Below are 24,853 nucleotides of genomic sequence, written 5' to 3' on the forward strand. Positions count from 1 at the left end.
CGTACCGACCTGGTATGGCCCGCCACGCTTCCGGATCGCTGCCGGGTCGTCCTCGCTCGTGATGCCACGATCGAAGCCCCAGATCCGTTGTACCTTGCCATACTGCGACTAACCAAGAGGAGAATCGACTCCGCTTGCGATCCGCACCTGCTCACAATCGGGACGGGATGGCGAAAGTAGCAAGCCGTAAGGATTCTGCACAGTCCGGTGCCAATTGGAGTTTTCAGCACGCCAAGTCACGGGGCTTTCGGCTGTCAGGGCTGGCTGCGTTAGTGATCCGATTGCAGGCATGGGACTTAGGAGTCCTTTCGCTACTGGGGACCGCCTGCAAGGCGAGCAAGTGGTTTGAGGCGTACTTCGAGGAATGTGGAATTTCTCTAAGTAACTGAAAATAAGGTATTTGGTCGGGCCGCCGAGATTTGAACTCGGGACCTCTTGCACCCCAACAATGTGGCGGGATTCCATGCCCACCACCGTATTGTTTATTTTCTGTGCGTTACGTGGATTTGGGACGTCTGCTTCCGCTCCCTGCAGATGGCCGAAGGATCTGTTTGTAGCACACATCTTGGCACACACCCGGACGCCGCTCTGTCATGCGAAGAGAACCAGACTTGCACCTCAAGCAACTCGATCAGACGCGGTTTCGGCCGTTTGGTTGCCATGTGGGGGAGAGCGCGCGTCAGGGCGACGGCCACGGTTGGCAGATGCCAGTCACGAAGGACTTGTCTCGCCGGCGACTGCCTGGCCTCCCTTCTATCGAGCGGAGCGAATAGCCGTGTCATCGCGATCAATACTCTGCGACCGCGTTCACGGCTCGACTCGTGCCGGATGTCCGAGCCTGCAGCGGGTCGGTCCACTGCTCCGAGAAACACTGCCGGGCGTCGCCGTCTCTAAGCAGAAGCTCCGCCAGGTTGAGGCGATTGAGTTGGTCCGCACCAACCGAGAGGCCGCGCGCCAGAATGTTGGATTCTCGTCCCGGCCGTTCGTTCTTTGCGGCCTTCCTCTGAAGCGGCCTGCTCCGGGCTGCCTTCTTCACGAGCGCCGAAACGGGCAATTCGTCCTCCAAGTGACCGGTCATCCGAGCTACGGTTTGCCCTGGGGACAAGACCGCCTTCTCCCCATCTTCCTTGCTACCGTGGCGATTCGACAGAGATCGCCAAGGATCACATTCAGTAGCGCCGCCGAGATGTTGGACGCCTTTGGGCTTCAGCAGGGTGGCTCGCAGTACCGCCGGCTGGTCGCATCCTTTCAGCGGATCTTTGGGGCCACCATCTTCTTCGGAACAGACACACAGCTCGAGCGCACGGCGGTCATTCACAGCGCTCGGTTCAATTTCATGTCTGAGGCACGAATCTGGTATTCCCGGAGCAGCCTGGAACGGCTTCTGCCAGGCGACTGCCAGAACATGATCCTGTTGAGCGATGAGTTCTATCGCGAGATTCTTGACCATCCGATTCCCACCGATCTCGAGGCAGCCAATGCGATGTCGTCCTCCCCGGCGGTTCTGGATCTGTTCACATGGCTCTCCTACCGCTGCTTCACGGCGCGTGGGCAAGAGCGGATTCCACTATTCGGTCCCTTCGGACTGGTGAGCCAGCTCGGAAGCGCCGAATATGCACGGCCGCGCAAGTTCCGCGAGAAATTGGAGGGCTGGCTCGGAATCGTTCGAGCGATCTGGCCAACCTGCCCCGCTTGTATCGATCAGGAAGGGACTGGTCTGTTGGTGGACCGGGCTTTCGCCGTCTTTCACCGTTAGTAGAGTTGGTGTAACGCGGGCAGCCTTTTTGTCGGCCAGACCCAAACGTGGAGGTCCGATACAGACTGGGTCAGAAGCGCGCGGATCGTGATCCTGAGTGCCAGCTTTCCAAAATGGCTTTCGAGTGAAAACAAAGACGATCAGCGTTTTTGTCGGCCCGTTCTGGCGAACCAGAGCACAGAGTTTTCACTCCGAACTACCCCGCTCTTCCGAGTAGTGTTCAAACAGTGTTCACGTCAAGCGTCCTCGTGGCCGATAAGCATGAGTGATACAAGAACCAGAACCGGGACTTGTTCAGCCAGAACGATTGTGAACACGCGATCTGCCTTGAATACACGGGGGCGGCAAGAACGCTGTCGTACCGAACCCTGAAGATACCGGGATCAAGACGCTCAAGGGTGATGGTGACTTCCGAAGCCCGGAGAGCATCGCACTCCTCAAGAAAGCAGACATCGTCGTCACGAACCCGCCATTCTCGCTCTTCCGCGAGTACGTCGATCAGCTCATCAAGTACGAAAAGAAGTTCGTGATCGTCGGGAACCAGAACGCGGTCAGCTACAAAGAAATCTTCAATCTCATCACGGAGAACAAGATGCGGCTCGGCCACAAGAGCGGGGACATGGCGTTCCGCGTTACCCGACTACTACGAGGCACGAGAGACACGGTACTGGGTTGACGAGCACGGGCAGAAGTGGCGCAGTATGGGGAACGCGTGCTGGTTCAAGTCGCCTCCATGAAGGGTGTTATACTGCCTCAGGCCTGCAAAAGTGCGGGGCGGCCAGGGGTTCTTTTTTAATCCAATGTGGACTCGGAGTGAGAAGCTGGCATTTGGTGCCGTGATTGCGGCCGTTGTTGCTGCAGTGGCGGCTGTGATGGTGGTGCCCGAGTTTCGCGCCTGGTTCGGTCTTCCGACGAATTCTCCGGCGACCATCGTGGAGAAGCAGACACCCGTCGAACAGGCGAAAGAGCGCGCAGGTTCACATCAACCAGATCTTCCGAGTCACAATCCAGCCCCCCTGGGACTAGATATTGGAACTGCTTTCACTAAATCTGTTTGGCTGAACGCAAGACTGCCGTGGAATTGGAACCGACCCAGGATGGCAGTACCCCGTGCACCTAAGTACGTCGAGGTGCATTCATGCCCATATCCAACAATTCAACCCTCATCGCCTGAGGAACGGATGATTACCGAAGTGGGCTGGCGCCTTTGCAGTGACGATTGTGCTCCGCTGTTGCGGGGCGAGAAGATGTCTGTTATTGAGGGATTTGCTGCCCGTGACGGGATGTGTCGCCCTAATGCGACACAGGGTTTTGTGTTCTTCGATGGCAGCTTCGCAGGCACAGTGTCACCACAAGTCATGGAATCCCGAAGCGATGGCGACTGGGGCTCTACTTGGACCAATGACGCTGTAATCAGCAGCAAGACTGAATTCGAGATTGAATTTGCACGTTACGCCGATGGGGACCCTTTTTGCTGTCCATCGGGTTTGACTGTGGTGAAGTATCGAATCAACTCGGTAGAAGGTGCTCCGGTGGTCGTTCCAGTGTCGGCCGCAATGCGCAAATCGAAATAGGGGATTCCGTAAAGGACTGTGCTGCGTTGTCGCCTCTGCAGCCCAAAAATCGGACATCCCGCAAACCGTCACTGCGGGTATCGTCGGGTGGATGTGGCCAAGGTAGTCAAGGACGGCTCCGAACAAGACGTCGTTGTGCGGGGTATCGATCCAGGAGCGCTTGACTCCGTTGTGACTCCAGTCCGGGGTGTAGCGCGAAGACTGGGTGAACGGCGTGGACTTCAGTGCGCTTCAGGAAACTCAGTAATGCTCAGGAAACGATGTTGGAGCGTTTTCCCAAGCTGGACGTCGCGGGTTCGAATCCCGTCTCCGGCTCCATAGAGCCCTTCTTAGCGCCATTGGGGAGCGCCCCAAAGTGGGTTTTCGCGGCTCAGCCTTCTGATCAGTTCGCGAATCTCTTTCGGCACCGCCTGCCGGCCCGGCATGCCGTGGCGAATCTTCCACCTCCAGACGAGGCCATAGCCCTTCCACTGCCAGCCAATCACGGTGGCAGCATATATGATGACGAGACGCGATTCCCAACCGTTCCGGACGGACGGCAGCCAAGCCCAGAGAAAGCGGTCCGTGGTTGTCAGTTTTGGGGCGCTTAACGGAATGCTGGAGCAGGCCGATCTGATGTCGCAAGGCGAGGATCACTAACGGAAGGGCGGCGCGGGTCCGAAATGAGGCGGAGAGAACCGCGAGGACGGCGGTGAAAGCTGGTCCGGAACCCAAATGGCGAACGAGCGACAAGTCCCACTTTATCAAGGCGATCGAAGTTTACGAGACCCACGCACCATAAAGACGCTGCAGCGCTGCTCAGCATCCCCACTCAGACTCCGACACGACGCGCCCTTCCGCACGACCAATGGCCATCAGTATCCCCTGCAATAGCGCCTGGGGCCTGGGTGGACAGCCGGGGATGTACACGTCCACCGGTATGACTTCGTCCACACCACCCAATGATGCGTAGTTCCGACCGAAAATCCCGCCGCTGATTCCACACGTGCCGACGGCCACGACGAGCCTGGGATCGGGCGTCGCCAGGTATGTCTTCTTCAGCGCGACTTCCATGTTGCGCGTCACGGGCCCAGTCACCAGCAGCATGTCGGCATGACGAGGCGAGGCCACGAAGTGAATGCCAAATCGCTCTATGTCATATATGGGGTTGTTCAGCGCGTGGATTTCCAACTCACAGCCGTTACAGCTGCCCGCATCCACCTGTCGAATCGCCAGGGAGCGCCCGTAGAGACGAGAGATTTTCTCCTTCAACTTACGGCCGGCACGTTCGGCTGCCGGTTCGCCGGGAAGGGTTCCCGCCCGGAGCGAAGTCAGCTCCCGATGCGAGCCGTCATAGTTGAGGATGTATTCGGCGTGAACGACCAACTCCCCGCGGGCCTCCACAGCCAATTCGAACTCTCGGGTGATCTGGATCGCCCCTTCGGGCGTAGCCTCAGCGCAAAGACCGCAGAAGACGCACAAGCCATAGTCCACCGTCACATCGCGCAAGCCGCCGTGGTCGCTGACGGCGATTGCACCAGTAGGGCAATCGGCGGCGGCGGGCGCTGCGTCATGCCAAGCGGCGTAGTCAATCTTCGGCAAGCCTCTGAATCCCTCCGCGACGTTGGCGGGTGCGTCAGGGTAGCGGGTGGTGACGATCCCGGTCCTGAAGGTCTGGTTGAGGATCTTGAACATATCAGCGATCCGTTCCCGAATAGGATAGGTTGAAGCTCTTGTTGATCACGGGGAAGTCGGGGATGATATTGCCCTGTACGGCCTCAACCAGGGCCGGCCAGTTGTTCAGCGAGGGGTCTTTGATCTTGCAGCGTTCCAGACGATTGTTCTCACCCACGCGAATCCAGTGCATGATCTCTCCCCGCCATCCCTCGACGGCGCTCAAGGCGCAACGTCCCGGTGGGACCTGCACGGAAGGGGTGTATGGATCGCCTCGCAGCACCAATTCGGCCATTTCCAGGATCATGTTCAGAGAGGCCGGAACCTCGTCCATCCGGACCTGCATCCGGTGCCACACGTCGCCAACCCCATAGAGCGGCGGCTGGATCTCCAGGTCACCATATGCGGCATACGGGTGATCCCTGCGGACATCCAAATCGATGCCGGACGCGCGGCCGGCTACTCCGACGATTCCGAGGTCCCGTGCCTTTTCGGGACTAAGGAATCCCGTACGCTCCAGCCGGTCGCGGGTGGAATCGGATGAGAGGATCAGTTCAATCAAGCGGTGGAACTCCGATTCGAACTCACGGACGGTCTGCATCAGCTGCAATCGTTGTGATTCGTCCCATTTGCGCCGAACACCACCGATGCGCACCATGCCGCGGAGAAGGCGATTCCCGGTCAGTACTTCGTTCAGGCCAAACAGGATTTCGCGCAAACGGCTTGCGTGTGCGTTCGCAATGCCAAAGCCGACATCGGTGGCGATGGCTCCGATGTCGGCGACGTGGTTGTACACGCGCTCCAACTCGAGCAGGATCGTGCGCATTCGGGCGGCCAGAGGGGGGATCTCGATCGCGCCGGCACGTTCCACCGCCTGGCAGAACGCCGTGCCATGGGAAAAGCTGGAGTCGCCCGATATGCTCTCGGCCAGGAAGACGGCCTTCTCGACGGGCATGCCCTCGAAGAGTTTCTCCGTGCCCTTGTGGGTGTAGAACATGCGCAGCTGCAAATACAGGATTGGCTCACCAGCCACGGCGAAGCTGAAATGGCCCGGTTCGATGATGCCCGCATGAACCGGTCCTACCGGGATCTGGAAGACGCCTTCGCCGAGAGCGGGCCGGTAGAGATGGCGCTCGCCTTCGAACTCCGGAAGAACCGTGGTGAGGCTGAAGTCCTTCCGCAGCGGATGAATATCCGGCCAGTTGTCGTGAAGAGCCACCCGACGTGGGTTGGGGTGATCGTCGAGGCGGATTCCGAACATGTCCTGGATCTCCCGCTCCTGCCAATTCAGTCCCGGCACTTCGACGGAATGAGAAGGGAATCGAGGGTCGCTCCGGTCGATGGTCGTTGACAGGAGGAGGTACTTCGGACTGGCTGGAAACTCAATGACGTGATAGACGAAGAAGCATCCGTCCGCAGCGCACCGATCCTCCGCGAACACGGCGGCGACCCTGCCATGGTGTTCCTCTCTAAGAATCGAGATAGCGGGGCGGCTGTCGGCGTCGCGCAGTTGGAGATAGATCTCGTTCTCGTCGCGCGCGAGCACTCCGTCTACCTGGTCCCCGAGGCGGTATACAAGATCCTCAAGAAAGGGAAGCATGGCAGCGTCTAGCGAACCTCCGTGACGATGCGCGCGGCGCTTTGGATGAGTGCGTAGAGAGGCGCCGGAAGCCAGAATCCCATCACGAGGATGATGGAGGCCAACCCGAGGAGCGAGTACTTTTTCCACAGGCAAGTCCGGGCTTTGGGGACCTCAGGGTCGGGCCCGAGAACCAATCCGGCAATGTGCACCAGGAAGCCGGCGAAGATGGCAACCAGGAAGGCGACGAATAGCACCGCAGGGAGGAAGTGACCGCCATCGAAGGCCGCCCGAAGAATGGTGAACTCGCTTTGGAACATGCTGAATGGTGGTGATCCAGTCACGGCGAGGGTGGTCATGAGGAACAGGGCCGAACTGATTGGCATTGCGTGGATCAGTCCGCCCTTCGCCTTCCGAAACTGATCGGTGTGCAAGTGCTGCTGGATGTTGCCGGCACAAAAGAAGAGCAGCGGTTTGGTGATGGAGTGGAAGGTCATGTGGAGCAACATGCCCAGCGCGCCAAGAGGTCCGCCAAAGCCCAGCCCCAGGACCATGATGCCGCCATGGTCGATGCTCGAATAGGCCAGGATCCGGCGGAAGCTGCGCTGGACGAGCACGAACGGCACTGCGATGCCCATCGAAAGCAGGCCGAAGAAGATGAGTAAGTTCGACGCAAAATCGGGCCCCACGCAGCGCGACGTCAGAATCAGAAACCGGAGGAGTCCGTAGAGGGCACAGTTCAGCATTCCGGCGGCGAGCATTGCGGCGACCGGCACTGGAGCCTCGCTGTACACGTCCGGCTTCCAGGTGTGCATTGGCGCCAGTCCGGCCTTGGTTCCATAGCCCAGCAGAATCAGGATGAACGCGATCCGCATGGTGGAGTGATCAAACTGCGAGGCTTTCGTCACCAGCACAGACCAATTCAGCCCGGCCAGGGTCTCGGTTCCCAAGACCTCGTGCGCGGAGTAGTAGGTCAGGATGGTACCGAACAGCGCCATCGACAAGCCGACGCCCCCGATGATCGCGTACTTCCACGCCGCCTCCAGAGAGTTGGCGCGCCCGTAGAAGGTGACGAGGAATACGGAAGCCAACGTTGTCGCTTCAATGGCCACCCACATGATGCCAAGGTTGTTGGAAATGGCGACAAGCAGCATGGAGGCAACGAACAACGGTGTCAGGGCGTAGTACTTCCGAAGCTTGCCGAGCATTACGGTTCCAGGCACATCTTCCTCGAACACCTCGCTCTTCTCGTCGTCGCGGAAGTAGCCCACGGCATATATGGCACAAGCCACGTAGACGAACGCGACCAACAGGACCACCAAGGCGCTGAGCGCGTCGGCATACAACATCTCACCGAAGGCGGAGACTACGCCGAACTTAAGGATTGATCCGGCCAAGACGACGGCCAGCGCAAAGGTCAGTACGGCGGCGCAGAGATTGATGCCCTCCATGACGTCACGGCGGCGGGCCGCGAACGCGCCAATCGCCGCGATGCAAGGGACCAGGAGCAGCAGGAGAAGCACCATATTCAGCCCCGGAGCCTCCGCATCTTGCTCACATCCATCGAATCGAACGTCTCACGGATTCTGTAGACCAGAATGCCGAGCACCATAGTGGCCACAAGCAAGTCAAAGAAGACACCCACTTCAACGATGAGCGGCATGCCGTACGTAAGCGAGATGGCGGCCAGGAAGAGGCCGTTCTCAAGCGACAGCAAAGCAAGGACCTGCGTCACTGCCTTTCGCCGGTTGATCATCGTGAAGAAGCCGATGAGGAAGAGCGAGATTGCGACCGCGAGTGTGTTGTGACCCAGGGTGGCAGCGGTGGTGCCTGCCTCGGGGTGGTAGAACGATTCGGCCACCACATAGCCAACAATCGTCAGAGCGCCGGAGATCAGCACGGACAACGGAATGTTGATCAAAGGCTCGATCTCCTGACGTATCCCGATTCTCGCCACAAGGCGCTCCATAAAGACCGGCAGAAAGATGACCTTGACGACCAAGGTCAGAGCTGCCGCGAAGTAGATGTGCGGGGCGTTGTTGTAGTAGGCGATCGTATTGGCAATCCCGGCCAGAAGCAGCGACTGAGCGGCGAATACACGAATATTGGTCACCAGGTAGCGCTGTGCAACCATTGCGATCTGCAACACGAGGACGAGCGCGGCCATCAGTGTGATCATCCGTTCGCCGAATTGAGGGTCCTGATAGAAGTACATAGGGTCGCTTAGAACAGGAAGGTCGAGATCAATGCGAGAGCTCCAAGGATGAATGCAACAGCCAGCAATTCCGGGACCCGGAAGAGCCGCATTTTTGCGTTTGAGGTCTCCACCAGGACGATGAGCACCGAAAGGAGCACCAACTTGAGGAGGTATGAGCCCAAGCCGATCGCGATGCTCACTGGAGTCATGGCGGTGCTCAATCCAAACGGGTAGAAGGTGTTGATGAGCAGCGTCATCAGAATGAGTTGCTTGATTGAAGCGCCCCACTCAATCAAGGCGAGGTATGGGCCCGAGTATTCGAGGATCATCGCCTCGTGAATCATCGTCAGTTCGAGGTGAGTTGCGGGATTGTCCACCGGTACACGCCCAGTCTCCGCAATCAGCACAATGAACAGGGCGGCGAAAGCGAGGATCTGCGAGGGTGCCAGGAAGCGCCAGCTTTGTCCGATGGCCGAACGCGCCACCTCACTCAGATTTGTAGAGTTCGCGCTGAGTGCCACTGTGAAGATGGCCAGCATCATCGCAGGCTCGGCCAGGGCCGAGATCGTCATCTCTCTGCTGCTGCCCAATCCTCCGAACGATGTACCCGTATCCAGGCCGCCCAGCGCGAGAAAGAACCGGCCGAGTCCAAGAAGGTAAACCACAGCCAGAACCCCACCGAACAGGCTGAGGGGAGCATCGGCGGACACCATCGGGATCATCAGACCTACCAACACCGCGGTTGAGAACACGATGATGGGTGCCGCACTGAAGATCCACGAAGCGCTGCCGGGGATGACCATGCCCTTTCGCAGCAGCTTGTTGAGATCGTGGTAAGGCTGCAGGACGCCCGGGCCTCGACGGGTCTGCAAACGCGCCTTGAGGGTCTTGATGATTCCGCTAATCAACGGAGCGATGCTCAGGATGAGGATCAGCTGAAGTGTCGTCGATAACAAGAATGAGGTCATGAGCGCACCGCGAACAAAAGGAGGATGACCAGAGTGATGAAGATATAGGCGAGGTAAGCGTGGATGCTGCCGGCCTGAATGGCACGGAGGCGGCCAGCGCGTTCCAGGATCTTGTCTTTGAACGGCACATAGATCCGGCTCTCAAACGTCTGCTCGACTTCGGACTCGAAGACGATGGACTTCGGGTAATAGGGCGAGACGTCGAACTCCGCCTGTATTTCCCGCTTTGGCTGGTAGAGCGCCGCGAAGATCATGCGCAGCGGCTTAGAGAACGCGGTCGCGGTGTACTCATTTTCGGCCGTGAGGCCGGGCAACCCGCAGTCCCAAGTAGGGCCGCTTCGGCACACTGAGCTTCGCAATCCTTTCCTGGTCAACAGGACGGCGGCGGCGGAAAGGAAGATCAGGAGGCCGGCAATTACTGAAATGGAGATAGTTCCGCCACGCACTGTGCCCGACGAAAGAACCAAGCCCCCAAAGGCAGTCAAGCTGCTCGAAGGCCGCACCGACAGTAGTTGCTGGGTGACGGTGTCGAGGGCCGGCAGCAGCCAGGTGGAGCAGAGCCCGAGCACCAGACAACCGACGGCAGGGACCCCCATGCCCGCCAGCATCGTCCAGTGCGATTCGTGGGCGTGTTCGGCCTCCGGGCTGCGTGGCAACGCCAGGAAGCTGATTCCGAACGCCTTCACAAAGGTGGCCGCGGCCAGTGCTCCAGTCAAGGCCAGCAACGAGCCCGCCACGGGAAACACCAGCCTGATCAGGCTATCGGTGCTTCCGTATCCGGCCAACAGCGCCTGATAGGTGAACCATTCGCTAACGAAGCCGTTAAGCGGCGGGAGGCCGGAGATGGCGATCGATCCGACAAGGAATAGGGCTGCGGTTGCGGGCATCACGCGCAACAAGCCACCCATGCGCTCCATGGCGCGGGTTCCGGTCCCGTGAAGCACTGACCCGGCGGCCAGGAACAAGAGCGTTTTGAAGAGGGCGTGATTGACGATGTGGGCAAGTGCGGCGACCAGCGCCAACGCCGCAAGAGTCGGCCTGGAGAGGGAGTTGAAGATCAGCGACGCCCCAAATCCAATGAAAATGATGCCGACATTCTCGATAGTCGAGTACGCGAGGAGCCGCTTAAGGTCCGTCTCGATCAGGGCATAGAGAACACCCAACAAACCGGAGCAGATGCCTACGGCGAGGACTAGCATAGCGGCCCACAGAGGCGGCGTTCCAAGGAACTCAAAACAGACCCGCATCAGACCGTAGATGCCCGTCTTCACGACGATGCCAGACATGAGGGCAGACACGTTACTTGGCGCCACAGGGTGGGCAGCGGGAAGCCAGATGTGCAGCGGAACGATGCCCGCCTTGACACCAAAGCCGACGAGGAAGAGGACGAAGAGAGTAGCGTACTGAAGCGGCTGAGAAATCCCATGGAAGGAGCTGAACTTAAAACTCCCGGTGAGGGTGTGGAGGACGAGGAACCCAAGGATGAGGCAGCCCGTACCGACATGGGACATGACGAAGAAGAGAAGTCCAGCGTCGCGGGTCTCTTCTTTACGGTGCTCGAAGCTGACCAGACTGTAGGCCGCGAGGGCCATCACTTCCCAGGCGATGAGGAAGAACACTGCATTCGACGCCGTGAAGACCAGGCTCAAGCTCAACATCTCCAGGTTGAGAAAGAAGCCGATGACTCCGGGGCGGCTGTCCTGTGAACCCGCCAGGTATCCGAACGAATAGAGAGACACTGCAACTCCGACCACACCCAGAGCCAGAAGGAAGACCGCGGCCAAAGGATCCAGCCGGAAACTGATCTCCAGCAATGGGACGTAGGAAGGAGTGGACCAACTGATCGTGTTGCCGTCCAGCAAGACCGTAGCAGAGCTCCAGACCTGCAAAAGGCCCGCCACAACCCCAAGCGCCGAGGAGATGAGCCGAGCGCCGTTGGCGTTGCGAAGGCACAGAAGCGAGCCGATGGCGGCGGCCGCATAGGCAAACCAAACAGCCATCCAGGAGTCGATCATGACCTCTGAGACGAGACCGTCAATCACGCTTCACCCTCGCAACGGTTCTCGAAGATGAAGACGCCGGCAATCCGTCTTCGTCGCCCACAATTCTTCCTTTCTGAGTCTGCCAGACTCGCGCGCGCTTCGATCACGGGTTGGCAACTCGCCCGGACGGCAGTACATTCATCCATCCCACTGCAACCAACCTGCCAATTGACGGCACCGCCGTTGAGTTGTGATTCAGCAGACGGTTAGCGGCGATATCGAACGAGCGGCCAATGGCCCTTCGACAGCGCGCCGGCTCCTCCCTGCAAATGTTGCAGCACAGATCAGACTGGGCCTCTTCGGTCAAGCGCGCAGGGTGTAAAGCAACAGTACAATCAGGGTCACAAAGATATACGACAGATAGAGATGGATACTGCCGGCCTGGATGGCCCGCATTCTGGACGAAACCCAATAGACCATCGACTGAATCGGCTTGTAGATCCTGTTTTCGAACGTCGGCTCAATCTCGCTCTCAAAATGGATGGCCTTTGGGAAATAGGGTGAGATGTCAAAGACAGCCTGGATCTCCCGCCGAGGTTGGTAGAGCGCGGCAAACACCATGCGCAGCGGTTTTGAGAAGGCGGTTGCCGTAAACTCATTCTCCGGACCAAGACCAGGCAGTCCGCAATCCCACGTAGGGCCGGTCCGTCGAAGTGTGGTGCGCCGGGCAAAGAGCCACGCGGGGATCGCCCCCACTGCGATTAGCATGGCCGCGATGGCAGCGGTCGAAACACTGCCGCCATGGGGCGCTCCGGATGAGATCACAAAGCCATTTGCCAGGGAGAGGTCGCGACCGACGGCTGCGCCTACCAGTTGGGTGGTGATTCCGTCAAACATGGGCAAGAGCCACGACGCTCCAATGCCCAGGCCAAGGCAGGAGACCGCCAGAATTGCCATCCCGGCAATCATTGTGCCCGACGACTCTTGGGCGTGCTCAGCCTCGGGACTGCGAGGTAGAGCAAGGAAGGTGATCCCGAAGGCCTTAACAAAGCACGCGGCCGCCAGAGCGCCAGTAAGCGCCAGGAGTGAGCCTGCGATCGGGAACATCAGGCCGACAATACCCTTGGCCGCACCATAGCCGGCGAGCAGACTCTGGTAGGTGAGCCACTCACTGACGAAGCCATTCAGAGGAGGAAGCCCGGAAATTGCGATTGCTCCGACGAGGAAGCACGCCGCGGTCCACGGCATCCGGCGGTTCAGGCCTCCAAGCTCTTCCATATTCCGGGTGTGAGTCGAATGAAGGACCGAACCCGCGCCAAGAAAGAGAAGGCACTTGAAGACGGCGTGATTGACGGTGTGGAAGAGGCTGGCGATCACGGCCACGGCCGCTAGCCGTGGATGTCCTGCCGTGCGGAACATCATTGCGGCCCCAAGGCCAAGCAGGATGATGCCGATGTTCTCGATGCTGTGGTAGGCCAGCAGACGTTTCAGGTCGTGCTCCATGAGGGCGTAGAGAACGCCGAGGATCGCTGAAGTCACAGCCACGACAATCACGACGATGCCCATCCAGTTCGGAACAACCCCCAGGAATTCGAGGAAGACACGGACCATCCCGTAGATGCCGGTCTTGATGACGATTCCGGAGAGCAAGGCGGATGCATTTGTCGGCGCAACGGGGTGGGCCGCCGGAAGCCAGACATGGAGGGGGATGACACCTGCTTTGATACCGAAGCCGAGGAAGAACAGGAGGAAGGCGGCTGTCTGGTGTTGGGGCGGCAACCGGGAGGCCGCTTCGCGGAGTGCGGAGAAGTCCAGACTCCTGGCGTTGCTGGCGAGTAGGGAGAACCCAAGCAGGAGACAGCCGGCGTCGACGTGCGACATGATCAGGTACAGCAAACCGGCGCTTCTGCTCTCCGATGAGGTGTGCTCAAACGTCACCAGCGCATAGCCAGTGAGAGCCATCAGTTCCCAGGCGATCAGAAACAGGAAGGCGTTCGAGGCCGTGAAGATGACAGCCAGGCTGAGAAGGAGAGCGTTGTAGAAGAAAGACAGGAGCCCCAGATTGTGTCGCGCGTCCATGGGTGCCAGGTATCCAAGGGAGTAGATCGAGACGGATGCTGAGAGCAGCGAGAGGGCACAAGTAAAGAGCGCGGAGGTGGCGTCCAAAGAGAAGCCGAATACGAAGAGCGGGACGCCTGACGGGACGGACCAGGAGACGGAGGCTCCGAGCAAAGCGGCGAGACCGGCGGCGCCCTGGAGGAGACCGCCCACCAGAGCGAAACCGCAACCGGCGCGGCGCGCGTTGGCCGAAGTATTCCTCAGGAATAGTCCTGAGACCGCCCCAAGAGCATATGCGGCGAGACCGGCGACAAAGACCTCACCCGTCGGAAAAGAGTTCATCTATGGCAGGCGCCCGACCGCCGGAAACACGGAGGCGCACCTTCTCCGGGAGAATTCCTGCAACTGAGCGGCCAAGTACAGTGCTCGTGCTGTGTGAGGTCGAAATGGTGGCATTCGGCGGGAAACTTGCCCGCACGACGGCCTGTGGGCGTTTCCAGAGTCGTCCTCCTGCAAATATTGCAGCCACCCGAGTCGAATCCGTCCAGGCGGGCACCTTTGCCTGAAGAGCGTTAGCCATTATCCATTCTTCGAAGTATCCCCGGGGTCCGCCGGGCGTTCGACCACACCCTCGCTCTCGATGCCCATCCGGCGCAGCTTGTAATGCAGCGCGCGCGGGCTGATCCCGAGAATCGCGGCCGCCCTTTCCCGGTGGGTCGTAATCTCCGCCAGAGTGCGGCGGATCAGGAGTTCTTCCACTTTCTCCAGTGTCTCGCCGAGGGGGACCAGGATCGTTCGCAGAGTGGGCTGGGCCGGGCAGTACTCGTCCGGCAGGTCCTCGGTCCGGACGAGTGTATCGTTCGTGAGCACGGTGAGCCGCTCCATCAGATTCTTTAGCTCGCGGACGTTGCCCGGCCAGGAGTGGCGCAGCAGCGTTTCCACCGCGTCACGGGTCAACCGCTTGGTTGGCCGAGAGTAGGCCGCGCCGAACTCCTGAAGAAATCGATCGGCCAGCAACGGGAGGTCGTCCAGCCGCTCACGGAGTGGGGGAACCGTTACAGGCACGACATTGAGGCGGTAGAACAAGTCTTCGCGAAACCTGCCCGCGGAAACCTCCTCGTACAGGATCTTGTTGGTCGCGGCCACGACGCGAATGTCCACCTTTACGAGCTTCGCTCCGCCGAGCCGCCTCAGTTCACGGGATTCGAGAACGCGAAGGAGCTCAATTTGCGTCTTGGGGTTCATCTCGCCGACTTCGTCCAGAAATAAAGTGCCCCGGTCGGCCATCTCTATCTTCCCTTGCCGGGCACTGTCGGCTCCCGTAAACGCCCCTTTCTCGAAGCCGAACAACTCGCTTTCCAGCAGGCTTTCCGGTATGGCGCCGCAGTTGAGCGAGATCATCGGTCCGGATGCGCGGGCACTCCGTTGGTGTATGGCACGGGCAATCAATTCCTTCCCTACACCGCTCTCGCCCTGAATCAGGACCGTCGCTGGCGTGGGCGCCAGCATTTCGATCATTTCGTAGAGCTTGGCGATTTTGTCCGATTTTCCAACCAGATTTCCATACTCTTCTCGCGCCGAGATCACCTGTCGCAAGCGGAGGTTGTCTTCCGCGAGCGACTGTTTCTCAAGGACGCGTGAGAGCAGGATTGGAAGGCGTTCCTGATTGATCGGCTTCTCGATGTAGTCGTAGGCCCCATCCTTCACGGCCTCGACCGCCGACTCAATTGTGCCGTACGCAGTCATCATGATGACGTCGACCAGGGGATCAATATTCCTGATTTGGCGCAGTAGCTGCAATCCATCCTGACCCGGCATTCTCAAGTCGCTGATGACGATCTGGAAGCGCGCATGACGAAGGATGTCCAACGCTTCAGGCACGGCGGCGGCAGTCTGGACGGTGTGGCCGAGCCTGGCGAGCAACTTTCCCAGCGCCGTGCGGATATTCGCCTCATCGTCGACGACCAGGATCCTACCGGTCATGACGCTCATTGTCCCCGTTTGCAGGAGTCAGAGTGGTGGCAAGCGGCAGCCGCACGGTCATCGTCGTTCCCTCGCCAGGTGTGCTTTCAACAAAGATCCCCCCTCCGTGGTCGGAGACGATCCGGTCGGCGATGGCCAAGCCCAGCCCCGTTCCATCCGGACGGGTGGTGAAGTACGGATCGAAGAGCCGTTGCATATTCTCTTTAGGTACCCCTACACCCTGATCGGCGACGACAATTTGCACGCAGTCACCCGCCTCGCTCGTTGTTCGGCTGCAGGAGATGTGGATCACTCCTCCTTGCGGCATCGCCTGCATGGAGTTGATGAGGAGATTCAGACACACCTGCTCGAGCTTGGTGGAGTCGCCGAGTACCTCAAGTCCGCCGCCCGGCAGGTCCAGCGAGAATGACACGCCTTTCGCGGTCGCCTCAGACTCCAGCAGACGAATGACCTGCTTCAGCGGTTCCTGAATCGGCACCCTCATTTTCGTGATGGGTTCCGGCCTGGACAGTTGTAGAAAACTGGAAGTGATCCTGTTCATGCGCCGGGTTTCCGCAAAGAGCACATCGAAGTACTCTTCCAAGTCGGAACGACCGGGGGACAAGACCTCATCCCGTAGAAGCCGGAGATTGAGCTCGATGGCGCTGAGCGGGTTGCGGATCTCGTGCGCGACGCCGGCCGCCAGGGTTCCGGCTGTCACCAACCGGTCTCTTCTTCGCAATTCCTTCTCCAAGGCGATGATTCGCGTCACGTCCTTGACGAGCACGACCAACCCGACCCTCCGTCCGGATTCGTCGACCTGGGCAGAAACGGTTGTCCGGAGGATTGAGCGATCGCCCCGCGAGTTAGCGAACGCCACATCATCGTCCTGAACATACTCGTTGACCTGGAGGGCCTGACGGATCACTTCCGCAAGCCGAGGATGTCGCACTGCCAATGTCGCAAGATCGGGGTATGGAGCCTGGGAGGGCAGTTCCAAGATCTTACTGGCCGCACGATTGATGATCGTGATCCGCGCTGCTACATCGACCGTCAGGACTCCGCCGACGAGACTTTCGAGAATTGCCCTGGAGGTCGTCTGAATTCTTGCGAGGCGCTTTCTGGTGGAGAAGTAGGAGAAGACCGTGAGAACTGAGGCGGTGAGAATGACACCGAGAAGCGCCGAGAGTACAAAGAGCCTGATCCAGCTGTGGTGAAAGCGTTCGAACAGATCGCTGACTGCCGTCATACTCTGCCCCGGCGTCGGGATGGAGGGCAGAGTCAGCGCCATCAGTGAGACGATCACGAACGCAACGATCGTTAGGGAGACCAGGACGGTCCGGTACCTCAGGCCGAAAAGGCGGATCTCCTGGGTTTCGCTCAACATCTTTATGGAACGAGTCTATCGTTTCGGACGAACGCATCTGCAACGCTGGCCGGATCGAGGCGGCGTAAGGGCTATCGGCGGGGCCATATCCGCCTGGCGATCACAAGGGCCGTCCCGGTCGCGTTCGCAGGCACAATTCCAACAATTTGCGGGCGTCCAGGTGATTGGGGAACATTACGATAACGCTTCGAAGCATGTCGATGGCCTCGTCGAGACAGGAGGCGTCGACGAGTTGCCGCGCAAGTTGGCACCGTAGCTCGGGGTCGTGAGGAGCAAGTTGCACCAATCGGCGCAGCCGTGCCAGTCGTTGTTCCGATGTTTCCGCAGACACCGTTTTAGGGTCCCCTCTTATCCCTGCATGCCCGAGTTGTGCGGCCTTGCCGCAGGTTTGAAAGAAGGCATTTTGTTCCTCGTGTTGAATGTGCTCGGCGATGTTGTGTTCCCTGTGCCTTGGCCTCAATCCCGTTCCCATGCAAGCGTCCAGCCAATTCGCTCAAAGCGCCTCCCTTGCATCGCATTTGAGACAGCGGTGAGGTCCTCCCTGAGATCGGGCCACATTCGTCCAACTTGCTTGTCTGCAACTTTTGCAGATCTGTGCGAGAAACGACTCCGAAAGCTTCCGCGATCCACCCCCACATTCCAGGAAATCGGCCATGAAGGACGCTTCGATCACATTCCGCACTGTGGCTGGCCGCTTGCATACAACCAGGAAAGCGAATTGAGCCTGATCAGGATTAGCCCCTTGGCCTCACGAGGCACACATGCAGATGAACTGGCTTTGGACCCCGCGCGATACTTGGAAGCCAAGTTGGCTGGGCTGCGTTTCCGGGTATTCCGGAAGCCATTTGACTTGCGACCTGGTGGCTGGAGCCACCGCCGCCTCCGTTGCGTTGCCAATTGGAATGGCCGTTGCCATCAATTCGGGGTTTCCACCAGAGACCGGGATCTACTCGGCGATTGTCGCAAGCTTATGCGCCTCGCTCCTTGGCGGCTCGAGATTTCAGATCGGTGGCCCGAGCGCAGCGTTTGTTTTCTTCTCACCGGGCGTCGTCAGGCTGTACGGTGTACACGGGCTTCAAATGCTTACGCTAATGGCCGGATTCATGCTGATCTTCCTGGGGCTAACCAGGCTCGGTAGCGCCGTCAAACTGCTTCCTGCTCCCGTCCTCATCGGGTTTGCAAACGGCATCGCGATTCTGATTGCTGCAAAACAGGTGGGGCTGGTTCTTGGATGGGGGGCGATGGGTGAGCCGGGAGAGACGCTTCCCCTACTGATGAGATTCATCGAACACCCGAGTTCTGCCAATCCTGTGTCGTGTGCTGTGGCGGTCGGCTCCCTTATCGTGATCCTCCTTGCCCGGAAGGTGACCAAACGACTTCCAGGCTCTCTGATTGCCCTTGTCACGACTGCAGGGGCAGTCCGGCTCTTTGATGCACATGTGGAGACAATTGGGAATCGGTTCGGCGGGATCCCGGCCGGCCTGCCGGCGTTCACCCTCCCATTTTTCCACCCGGACCTGATTGCGGCGTTGCTGGTCCCCGCCTTCGCCGCTGCGATCCTAATCGCGATGGAAAGCCTCATGGCTGCAGCCGTGACGGATGTAGGGAGCGGCGATCGTCACAACTCTGGTGCGGAGTTGGTGAGTCAGGGGGTTTCCAACTTTCTTGTTCCGATGTTCGGGGGAATTCCCGTCGCCGGGGCCGTCGCGCGTACCCTCGTCAACGCCAGGTCCGGCGCGAATACTCCCCTCGCCGGCTTGGTCCACGTAATTACTCTATCCCTCGTATTGGTCTTTGGCGCACCATTGGCTGGGTTTGTCCCAATCGCCACACTCGCCGTGGTCATGCTGGTGCTCGCCTTCAACTTGAGCCTCTGGCGGGAGGCTCTTTCGATTATTCGGCTCGATCTCATGGCCAAGATCTCCTGGACAGCAACTTTGGTGCTCACGATCAGTGCCGGCTTAACGGTCACCGTCGAGGCAATGCTGGTCCTCGCTGTTCTTCATTGCGTACAGCGCGTATCGGTTGCAGCTCGTGAAACTGGGGCAGTTGTTTCGGACAAAACGACCGGCACACGAGTCCTGGACGTGGCAACAATTCTCTCAGGCATGAGCGAGGGTGCCGATCACAAGCCGAGTCTAATAGGTCGCAGATACCCAGGAGTGGAGAAACTTGCGCCAATTGTGATTCTGTCCATGGAGGACATCGCCACTTCGGATCTGGATCGCCTGGAGGGGTTCTGCGACAGTCTCAAAGACTCGGGGCGGGTCCTACTGATCTGCGGAATCTCCCGTCAGTCACCTGCCTTGAAGCGGCACCCGGAATTCGTGGAGCACATTGGTATGAGAAACGTCCTACCACACCTACCGGCCGCGATCAGACGCGCGTCGGAAATCAGTGATCGTTTCCTCGGAGTCGGCGAGAGGCTGGCACACAGCTTGGCGGAGGCCGCGCTGTAGATCCAACAGTTGGTCCGCTCTAGGCGGAAACTCCGCCAGGCAGACGCGATACAGATGGTTCGGCAGAAACGGGAAAGCGAAACGCAGAACCTGGGCTTCTCCTCGCGGCCGTTTTTACTTTGTGGGATGCCGGTGAAGCGCCCGTCGAATGGATGTCTCCTTCATGAACGGCGGAACGGACGGTTCGTTCTCCAAGTCACCGGTCATCCGAGCTATGGACTCCCGTAGGGACAGGACCGGCCGTTGTCCAGCGTGCAGACGACGAGTGGCTTGCCCGATAAGATCCTCAAGTACAGTTATGTTCCGGCAGGGCTGTCATCCATGACGTACCCTTCAGGCCGGGTGGTGAGTTGGAGCTACGACGTTGCGGGGCGGCCAGACACCGTGCTGGACGGCGCAGGCGGAACGGCGTTCGCGACGGCGGCGAAGTACGACTTGATGGGCGGGCTAAGCAAACTTTCGCTGGGCAGCGGGTTGGAAGAGAATTGGACGTATAGCAGTACTCGAGGGCAGCTTCGGCAGCTGACGCTGGGCACGTCGGCGAGCCCGAGTTCGGTGGGGAGCTGGCAATACAGCTATTGTGCAGGTCAGAGCTATGCGGCCGAGTGTGCGACAAACAACGGGAACGTCATGAGTCAGACGATTGGGCCGCTGGGTGCGGTACAGACAGACACGTACGACGGGATCAACCGGCTGAAGACGTTTTCGGAAACGGAGAGCCTTAGGCAGACCTACGTCCAATATGGGAACCGGGCCCTGCTGACTGGGTCGACGATGCCGCCTTGGCCCTCCGGGGCGGTAGTGACAAACGACCAGCCGAGCGATGTGGCCACGATCTTCCCGTCGAACCAATGGAGCCAATCGACGGTGGTGAATGGGTATGTAACGAAGCCGAAGTCGGACGAATATCCGACGCTGAGCTATGACGCCGAAGGGAGAGTTGCAAATGCGGTAACGGGCGCGACCGGAAGCGCGAATGCGAGCTATGGGTACGATGGGGAAGATCGGCGGGTGCAGAGGACGGGTTCCGGGGCGCCTATCGGCACGCACGGAGTTCTAATTGTCGCCTGACACTCATCAGGCCAAACGAGGGCCATAGCTGCTTCCGCGGGCATATAAAGGCGTGATCTTGATGCCGTTCTGTCACACCGTTAGCGAGACTTGAAGGCTCGCCCCTTGATTCCGTCTCAAATGTGGCCCAACGTGCGAGCGCCGTACTTCAATCTGTACCGGAGAGCGTCGCGACTGATGCCAAGCAGTCTTGCGGCACCGGACTGATTTCCGTTAGTTCTTGCCAGGGCGTGGGAGATCATGAGTTGCTCACTGTTCTTAAGAGACAGGCCCTGATCCAGGAGGCAGGGGCCCGGTAGCCCTGTCGGAACAGTGCGGCTCGCAGTGAAAGACGAGAGAGAATCAGGCGAGATCAAGCCGGCTTCGCCCAGTAGGACATGCCGCTCGACCCAGTTGCGCAGTTCGCGGGCATTTCCCGGCCAATCGTAGGCGAGCAGCAGCCGAGACGTCTCCGGAGAAAGAGTCGGTGTGTTGCGCATGAACTTGCGGCTAAAACGCTCGATAAAATGCCGGGCCAGAGGCAAAATGTCGTCACGCCTTTCGCGCAGCGGTGGGATCGTCAATTGTATTACGTTAACTCGGTAGTACAAGTCCAGTCTGAATGCGTGCTCGGCGACGGCAAGCGGCAGATCGCGCTTACTCGCAGCCACAATCCGAAAATCCGAGTGAATGTCCTGTAATCCGCCTAGCCGTCGAAAGGTCCGGTCTTCGAGCACCCGGAGGAGCTTTGCTTGAAGTTTGAGGGGTAGCTCTCCGATTTCATCCAGAAAAAGAGTTCCCTTGTCAGCCAACTCAAACAGGCCTCGCTTCGGGCTCCGAGCATCCGTAAATGCACCTTTCTCGTAACCGAACAACTCGCTTTCAAGCAGAGTTTCCGGCATCGCGGCGCAGTTGATCGCGACGAAGGGCTGAGTGCTGCGCCGGCTGTCTTCGTGCAGGAGTCTCGCAATCAGTTCTTTTCCTGTCCCGGTCTCACCACCCAAAAGAATCGTAGTGGCTTCGCTGGCAGCCACTCGCCGGGCGAAGCCAAGGATCTCACGCATTTCGTGCGACTGCGCAACAATCGCTTGAGGTGGGGGTGATGATGTTTCGATGACACAAGTGAAGATGGCGAGCGCGCCTTCCAACGCACCGGCGTCGCCGGTCAATTGAGACACCTTAACAAAAGCCAGATGCTCTCCCCCTGTGTTGGAGCGAATGTGAACCGTATGATCGGTCGTGGCGGGCACCCGCTCAATCGCAGCCATAACGGCACAACCGTGGCCACAGTTGCGGCAATGAAAGATCTCCGAACACGACCGACCGGTTTGGTTCTCGGAAGACGCTCCCAGTAGATCCTCAGCAGCCCGGTTGACCGCTACGATGGTTCCGACGTTGTCATAAATGAACGCTGGGTAGGGGAGTTGATGGAATGTCGCTTCGATCAATCGAGGTTGGCGGTGCGAATCGTGGTTCGCGTTCATCTCTGGCCCCACTGCATTCGAATCTCTCTCGCGGCTGGGATTGAGCTTGCCACTCGCCTGTCGCCCTTCCGGCCCCATGTTGCTATAGGGGCCCCTGTTGCACGCGACCCTACGGCAATTTGGGCGCCATTACCAGATCGCCGGCTCTGATAAAGCATCGGGTTCGGTCCGGGGCGGGCTTGTGTCCGCAAATGTACTGCCTGCCTAAGTAATCGGGCTGCTGGAGTTGACCAGCATGAAGGTCCCGCGTCCGCCGTCGCTTCGGGAGGTAGCGCGAAAGCCCCGAGTCTGCTAGTAATTATGAATTGGCTTCGCCTATCGGACGCGGCTCTCCCAGACTCGTGGAGGATACCCTTTTTGAACAGAGGAAGATCCGCTAGGCCTCGACCGCTGTCCGCTCAGCCCTCAATTCCCCTTCGGCGACGAGCCAGTCTTCTCGTGGTGATCCACCTTGGCACCCACGAGCTTCCCAGTAAGAGTACGCGAGCCGTGCAATCTGCTCAGTATCTTGGGCAACACTCCCTGATTCCGTGTCCAGCAGCCGAGCTTTGCTGGCAGCTGCTTCTTTTGCAGCAGCAGATCTCTTCGAAACAAATCCTGTCGTCATCCGAATTCTCCGTTCTACACATTTGTTCAAAAACTGCGCGGACTGCGGGCACGCATCCGGTAGATGTGACTATGCAATTGGTCGGTTTAGGCCCCGCTGAGTGCGGCCTGCGGTACCGTTTCTTCCCAGCGTCGCTTCCCACTGCTGATGCCAGGATTTCCAGGCATGACTGAAGACGTGGAGGACCTCCCGGGATTCGAACGGAGTGGCCAACACGTCTTGCCCTCCCAAGATCAGCACCTCAACCCAAAGACCGTCGTCCGCGAGTCGTGACGAAACGATGAACCGCGGCGGAAGTCGCAACTTCTCCGCCTCTCGGAACAAGAGTTTCCAGCTCCCGTCCGGCAGGTGCTGGTCGCTGATGACGATCGGCAGCGGGACCGCGCGAATCATCCGCTTTCGCGCTTCCCGAATCGTCTGTACGACATGCAGCGTCCAGTCCAAGCGGGAGAAGATGCCTTGCAGAGAGTGGCGATCCTCCTCGCTCGCGCTGACGAGTAGCGCCGTTACGGATAACTTCTTGGAGCTGATTTTCGCTGGCGTGGCGGGCAATTTGGGTGGTTCCTCTCCACCGCATGGGATTTGCTCTTCCAGAGTCACCGGCACACTGTCGGTACCGCCCTGGATTCCAATGGTCCGCCTCGACGCGTCGCGGCCCTTGGCGTTTGAACGGAATGAGCTAGAGAATCCTGGCGAGAGTGCCGAGTTCATGGCTTCTTTCATCTGTCGTATTTAAACGCGTAGACGCGGTTGGGGTGCGCCTTCTGTTCGTCTCTGGACGCGTTCAAGCGGCAATGGACAACAAGCAATTCGTGTGCCATCAGCAATTGCGGGCCTAATCCGGCAAAAATTCCGTGTTGGTTGCCGGATTTGCGTGTGCAGGCGAGCCCCGCAACACGCTTCAGGAGGTCCGAAACTCGACCAAATGCAGTCGCGTGACCTTATTGAGTCACCTGCACGGCCCCCGAGGATGTGGATTCCTGCCTTCGGTTCGACGGCGCAGAAACGTTGGCGATGCCCGACCGCCCGTACTCGCTGTCGCATCTGGCGATCCTGCCTGGTGCAGCTGGGAACGGAAGCCTTACTTGATCGTGAAGGGTAATGCGGATTCCCAGCGATGCCGATGAGCGTTCCGATCGCAAGCCGATCACGATTCCGAACTTATGCCGATCACGTTCGGAGTGTTGGTCGGTCCAATGCAAGCAGGTCGACCTCTACTTCAAGACAGTGTCCGGTGCGAGGGGTAGTACTTATTTCAGCGCGCTGGCCCGACCGATCGCGCCGGCTCAAGTTTGAAATTCGACGGCAGATTTGACACACTCCAAGCGCTCCGTCAGTACCAGTCCGCAGGAGACCAATTCTGCTGGATGTGCCTGAGTTCCTGTGGGTCGACGTTGATCGGGGCCATGTCCAGGGGATAGAGGGGCAACCGCCACTCGTTAACAATGAAGTCGTAGTCGGATTGAGGCCGGCGCCTGAGAAGGTTGTTTTCGTCAAGGAGTTCCAGTGTCCGACGATTGAGCTCGCGGGTCCGAAATCCTTCGACGCTTTCGTCGAGCACTAGCCCGCGCCAGTGGTCGGCAATCACGCGCAGGGCAGCTGGCCTGCACAGCCCGGCTGCGCGCAGTGCGCGCGCCATTCTCAACACCATCGGTGGTTGACTCCACATCCCGATGCGAAGGCGCTCCGGAACCGGACAGTGCCAAAAATGCCCATCATCGGTGGCGACGTAGTCGACGTATACAGCTTCCTCACGCTCTCGGAGTATGTCGTTCCGGAAGATCCAGTCAACGTCACTGGGTCCGTCCAGGTAGTGGGTCCGCCGGTCCCGCTCCAGATGTTCATTCGCTTCTTGCAGGCTCATCAGCACATAGCCGTAGTACCTGGAGTACAAGCCCTTCGCCAGGTGCTGGTTAAAGTTCCCCAGATGGCGAGTGAAGATGTTGGGTGGCGTTGGCGGGCACCTGACAGCGTCCATCAGGATTAGGAACTTGGCGGCCTCCTCTTCGACGAACATTCGGACGATTGTGAAGCATTGCGGTTTGTCCACGTGGTGCAGCGACCGGCACCCCCTCCAGAGTTGCAGGCTGTTCTGCATACACCGGGAGAGCCCACGCGAAAGGGCGTCCAGCAGATC

At 59.1% G+C, this 24,853-nt stretch carries 17 protein-coding genes, 1 tRNA gene and 1 pseudogene; 5 read left to right on the forward strand and 14 right to left on the reverse strand.

Annotation, left to right across the window (positions count from 1 at the left end; genetic code table 11):
• Positions 1-401 precede the first annotated feature (401 nt).
• Positions 402-476 (reverse strand) — tRNA-OTHER (locus ACR9Y2_RS09060).
• Between ACR9Y2_RS09060 and ACR9Y2_RS09065 the strand changes: the two genes are divergently transcribed.
• From ACR9Y2_RS09065 to ACR9Y2_RS09075, 3 genes and pseudogenes are all read left to right on the forward strand, one after another.
• The gene (locus tag ACR9Y2_RS09065; RefSeq protein ID WP_435040803.1) at positions 464-1,756 is read left to right on the forward strand and encodes a replication protein RepA; all 1,293 of its coding nucleotides are present in this window, start codon (positions 464-466) and stop codon (positions 1,754-1,756) included. The genes ACR9Y2_RS09060 and ACR9Y2_RS09065 overlap by 13 nt on opposite strands.
• 391 nt (positions 1,757-2,147) lie before the next feature.
• Positions 2,148-2,478: pseudogene (locus tag ACR9Y2_RS09070) on the forward strand (adenine-specific methyltransferase EcoRI family protein); the annotation flags it as partial.
• 78 nt (positions 2,479-2,556) lie between these two features.
• A complete protein-coding gene (locus tag ACR9Y2_RS09075; RefSeq protein ID WP_435040805.1) occupies positions 2,557-3,330 on the forward strand; it encodes an LppP/LprE family lipoprotein in 774 nt (257 codons plus the stop codon).
• Between the two features lie 798 nt (positions 3,331-4,128).
• Here the strand turns inward: ACR9Y2_RS09075 and nuoB are convergent.
• The 9 genes from nuoB to ACR9Y2_RS09120 form a co-directional block, all read right to left on the reverse strand.
• On the reverse strand, positions 4,129-5,004 hold the full coding sequence (gene nuoB / locus ACR9Y2_RS09080; protein WP_435040806.1) for an NADH-quinone oxidoreductase subunit NuoB: 876 nt from the start codon (positions 5,002-5,004) through the stop codon (positions 4,129-4,131).
• 1 nt (position 5,005) lies between these two features.
• Positions 5,006-6,583, reverse strand: a complete 1,578-nt coding sequence (locus ACR9Y2_RS09085; protein WP_435040807.1) for an NADH-quinone oxidoreductase subunit C — start codon at positions 6,581-6,583, stop codon at positions 5,006-5,008.
• 8 nt (positions 6,584-6,591) lie between these two features.
• Positions 6,592-8,088 (reverse strand): hydrogenase 4 subunit F, encoded by a 1,497-nt coding sequence (locus ACR9Y2_RS09090; protein WP_435040809.1) that lies wholly within the window; start codon positions 8,086-8,088, stop codon positions 6,592-6,594.
• 2 nt (positions 8,089-8,090) lie between these two features.
• The gene (locus ACR9Y2_RS09095; protein ID WP_435040811.1) at positions 8,091-8,777 is read right to left on the reverse strand and encodes a hydrogenase; all 687 of its coding nucleotides are present in this window, start codon (positions 8,775-8,777) and stop codon (positions 8,091-8,093) included.
• Between the two features lie 8 nt (positions 8,778-8,785).
• On the reverse strand, positions 8,786-9,727 hold the full coding sequence (locus ACR9Y2_RS09100) for a respiratory chain complex I subunit 1 family protein (protein ID WP_435040813.1): 942 nt from the start codon (positions 9,725-9,727) through the stop codon (positions 8,786-8,788).
• A complete protein-coding gene (hyfB, locus tag ACR9Y2_RS09105) occupies positions 9,724-11,769 on the reverse strand; it encodes a hydrogenase 4 subunit B (protein ID WP_435040814.1) in 2,046 nt (681 codons plus the stop codon). The genes ACR9Y2_RS09100 and hyfB (ACR9Y2_RS09105) overlap by 4 nt, the downstream gene beginning before the upstream one ends.
• A 303-nt stretch (positions 11,770-12,072) precedes the next feature.
• Positions 12,073-14,109: a hydrogenase 4 subunit B gene (gene hyfB / locus ACR9Y2_RS09110; protein WP_435040816.1), complete on the reverse strand. Its 2,037-nt coding sequence runs from the start codon at positions 14,107-14,109 to the stop codon at positions 12,073-12,075.
• 237 nt (positions 14,110-14,346) lie between these two features.
• Positions 14,347-15,750, reverse strand: a complete 1,404-nt coding sequence (locus ACR9Y2_RS09115) for a sigma-54-dependent transcriptional regulator (protein WP_435040817.1) — start codon at positions 15,748-15,750, stop codon at positions 14,347-14,349.
• On the reverse strand, positions 15,740-17,035 hold the full coding sequence (locus tag ACR9Y2_RS09120; RefSeq protein ID WP_435040819.1) for a two-component system sensor histidine kinase NtrB: 1,296 nt from the start codon (positions 17,033-17,035) through the stop codon (positions 15,740-15,742). Before ACR9Y2_RS09120 ends, ACR9Y2_RS09115 begins: the two co-directional genes overlap by 11 nt.
• 848 nt (positions 17,036-17,883) lie before the next feature.
• Here ACR9Y2_RS09120 and ACR9Y2_RS09125 point away from each other — a divergent pair.
• Together ACR9Y2_RS09125 and ACR9Y2_RS09130 are read left to right on the forward strand one after the other, a co-directional pair.
• Positions 17,884-19,575 (forward strand): SulP family inorganic anion transporter, encoded by a 1,692-nt coding sequence (locus ACR9Y2_RS09125; protein ID WP_435044843.1) that lies wholly within the window; start codon positions 17,884-17,886, stop codon positions 19,573-19,575.
• Positions 19,576-19,896: 321 nt separating this feature from the next.
• On the forward strand, positions 19,897-20,646 hold the full coding sequence (locus tag ACR9Y2_RS09130) for a hypothetical protein (RefSeq protein ID WP_435040820.1): 750 nt from the start codon (positions 19,897-19,899) through the stop codon (positions 20,644-20,646).
• 116 nt (positions 20,647-20,762) lie between these two features.
• Here ACR9Y2_RS09130 and ACR9Y2_RS09135 read toward each other — a convergent pair whose 3' ends face one another.
• The 4 genes from ACR9Y2_RS09135 to ACR9Y2_RS09150 form a co-directional block, all read right to left on the reverse strand.
• The gene (locus ACR9Y2_RS09135; protein ID WP_435040821.1) at positions 20,763-22,109 is read right to left on the reverse strand and encodes a sigma-54 interaction domain-containing protein; all 1,347 of its coding nucleotides are present in this window, start codon (positions 22,107-22,109) and stop codon (positions 20,763-20,765) included.
• Positions 22,110-22,485: 376 nt separating this feature from the next.
• On the reverse strand, positions 22,486-22,716 hold the full coding sequence (locus tag ACR9Y2_RS09140; RefSeq protein ID WP_435040822.1) for a DUF2934 domain-containing protein: 231 nt from the start codon (positions 22,714-22,716) through the stop codon (positions 22,486-22,488).
• Positions 22,717-22,785: 69 nt separating this feature from the next.
• Complete coding sequence (locus ACR9Y2_RS09145) at positions 22,786-23,439, reverse strand: response regulator (protein WP_435040824.1); 654 nt, start codon at positions 23,437-23,439, stop codon at positions 22,786-22,788.
• Between the two features lie 610 nt (positions 23,440-24,049).
• Complete coding sequence (locus ACR9Y2_RS09150; protein ID WP_435040826.1) at positions 24,050-24,733, reverse strand: hypothetical protein; 684 nt, start codon at positions 24,731-24,733, stop codon at positions 24,050-24,052.
• Positions 24,734-24,853: the final 120 nt, after the last annotated feature.

Source organism: Paludibaculum fermentans (assembly GCF_051172195.1).
Lineage (GTDB): Bacteria > Acidobacteriota > Terriglobia > Bryobacterales > Bryobacteraceae > Paludibaculum > Paludibaculum fermentans_A.

What these genes read in the sequence shown, in the direction of transcription:
- ACR9Y2_RS09145 (WP_435040824.1), bottom strand. Translation starts at nt 23,439, where the DNA reads ATGAAAGAAGCCATGAACTCGGCACTCTCGCCAGGATTCTCTAGCTCA.
- ACR9Y2_RS09140 (WP_435040822.1), bottom strand. Translation starts at nt 22,716, where the DNA reads ATGACGACAGGATTTGTTTCGAAGAGATCTGCTGCTGCAAAAGAAGCA.
- ACR9Y2_RS09085 (WP_435040807.1), bottom strand. Translation starts at nt 6,583, where the DNA reads ATGCTTCCCTTTCTTGAGGATCTTGTATACCGCCTCGGGGACCAGGTA.
- ACR9Y2_RS09100 (WP_435040813.1), bottom strand. Translation starts at nt 9,727, where the DNA reads ATGACCTCATTCTTGTTATCGACGACACTTCAGCTGATCCTCATCCTG.
- ACR9Y2_RS09135 (WP_435040821.1), bottom strand. Translation starts at nt 22,109, where the DNA reads ATGAACGCGAACCACGATTCGCACCGCCAACCTCGATTGATCGAAGCG.
- ACR9Y2_RS09095 (WP_435040811.1), bottom strand. Translation starts at nt 8,777, where the DNA reads ATGTACTTCTATCAGGACCCTCAATTCGGCGAACGGATGATCACACTG.
- ACR9Y2_RS09075 (WP_435040805.1), top strand. Translation starts at nt 2,557, where the DNA reads ATGTGGACTCGGAGTGAGAAGCTGGCATTTGGTGCCGTGATTGCGGCC.
- ACR9Y2_RS09090 (WP_435040809.1), bottom strand. Translation starts at nt 8,088, where the DNA reads ATGGTGCTTCTCCTGCTGCTCCTGGTCCCTTGCATCGCGGCGATTGGC.
- ACR9Y2_RS09115 (WP_435040817.1), bottom strand. Translation starts at nt 15,750, where the DNA reads ATGACCGGTAGGATCCTGGTCGTCGACGATGAGGCGAATATCCGCACG.
- ACR9Y2_RS09065 (WP_435040803.1), top strand. Translation starts at nt 464, where the DNA reads ATGCCCACCACCGTATTGTTTATTTTCTGTGCGTTACGTGGATTTGGG.
- hyfB (WP_435040816.1), bottom strand. Translation starts at nt 14,109, where the DNA reads ATGAACTCTTTTCCGACGGGTGAGGTCTTTGTCGCCGGTCTCGCCGCA.
- nuoB (WP_435040806.1), bottom strand. Translation starts at nt 5,004, where the DNA reads ATGTTCAAGATCCTCAACCAGACCTTCAGGACCGGGATCGTCACCACC.
- ACR9Y2_RS09125 (WP_435044843.1), top strand. Translation starts at nt 17,884, where the DNA reads ATGAACTGGCTTTGGACCCCGCGCGATACTTGGAAGCCAAGTTGGCTG.
- ACR9Y2_RS09150 (WP_435040826.1), bottom strand. Translation starts at nt 24,733, where the DNA reads ATGTTCGTCGAAGAGGAGGCCGCCAAGTTCCTAATCCTGATGGACGCT.
- ACR9Y2_RS09130 (WP_435040820.1), top strand. Translation starts at nt 19,897, where the DNA reads ATGACGTACCCTTCAGGCCGGGTGGTGAGTTGGAGCTACGACGTTGCG.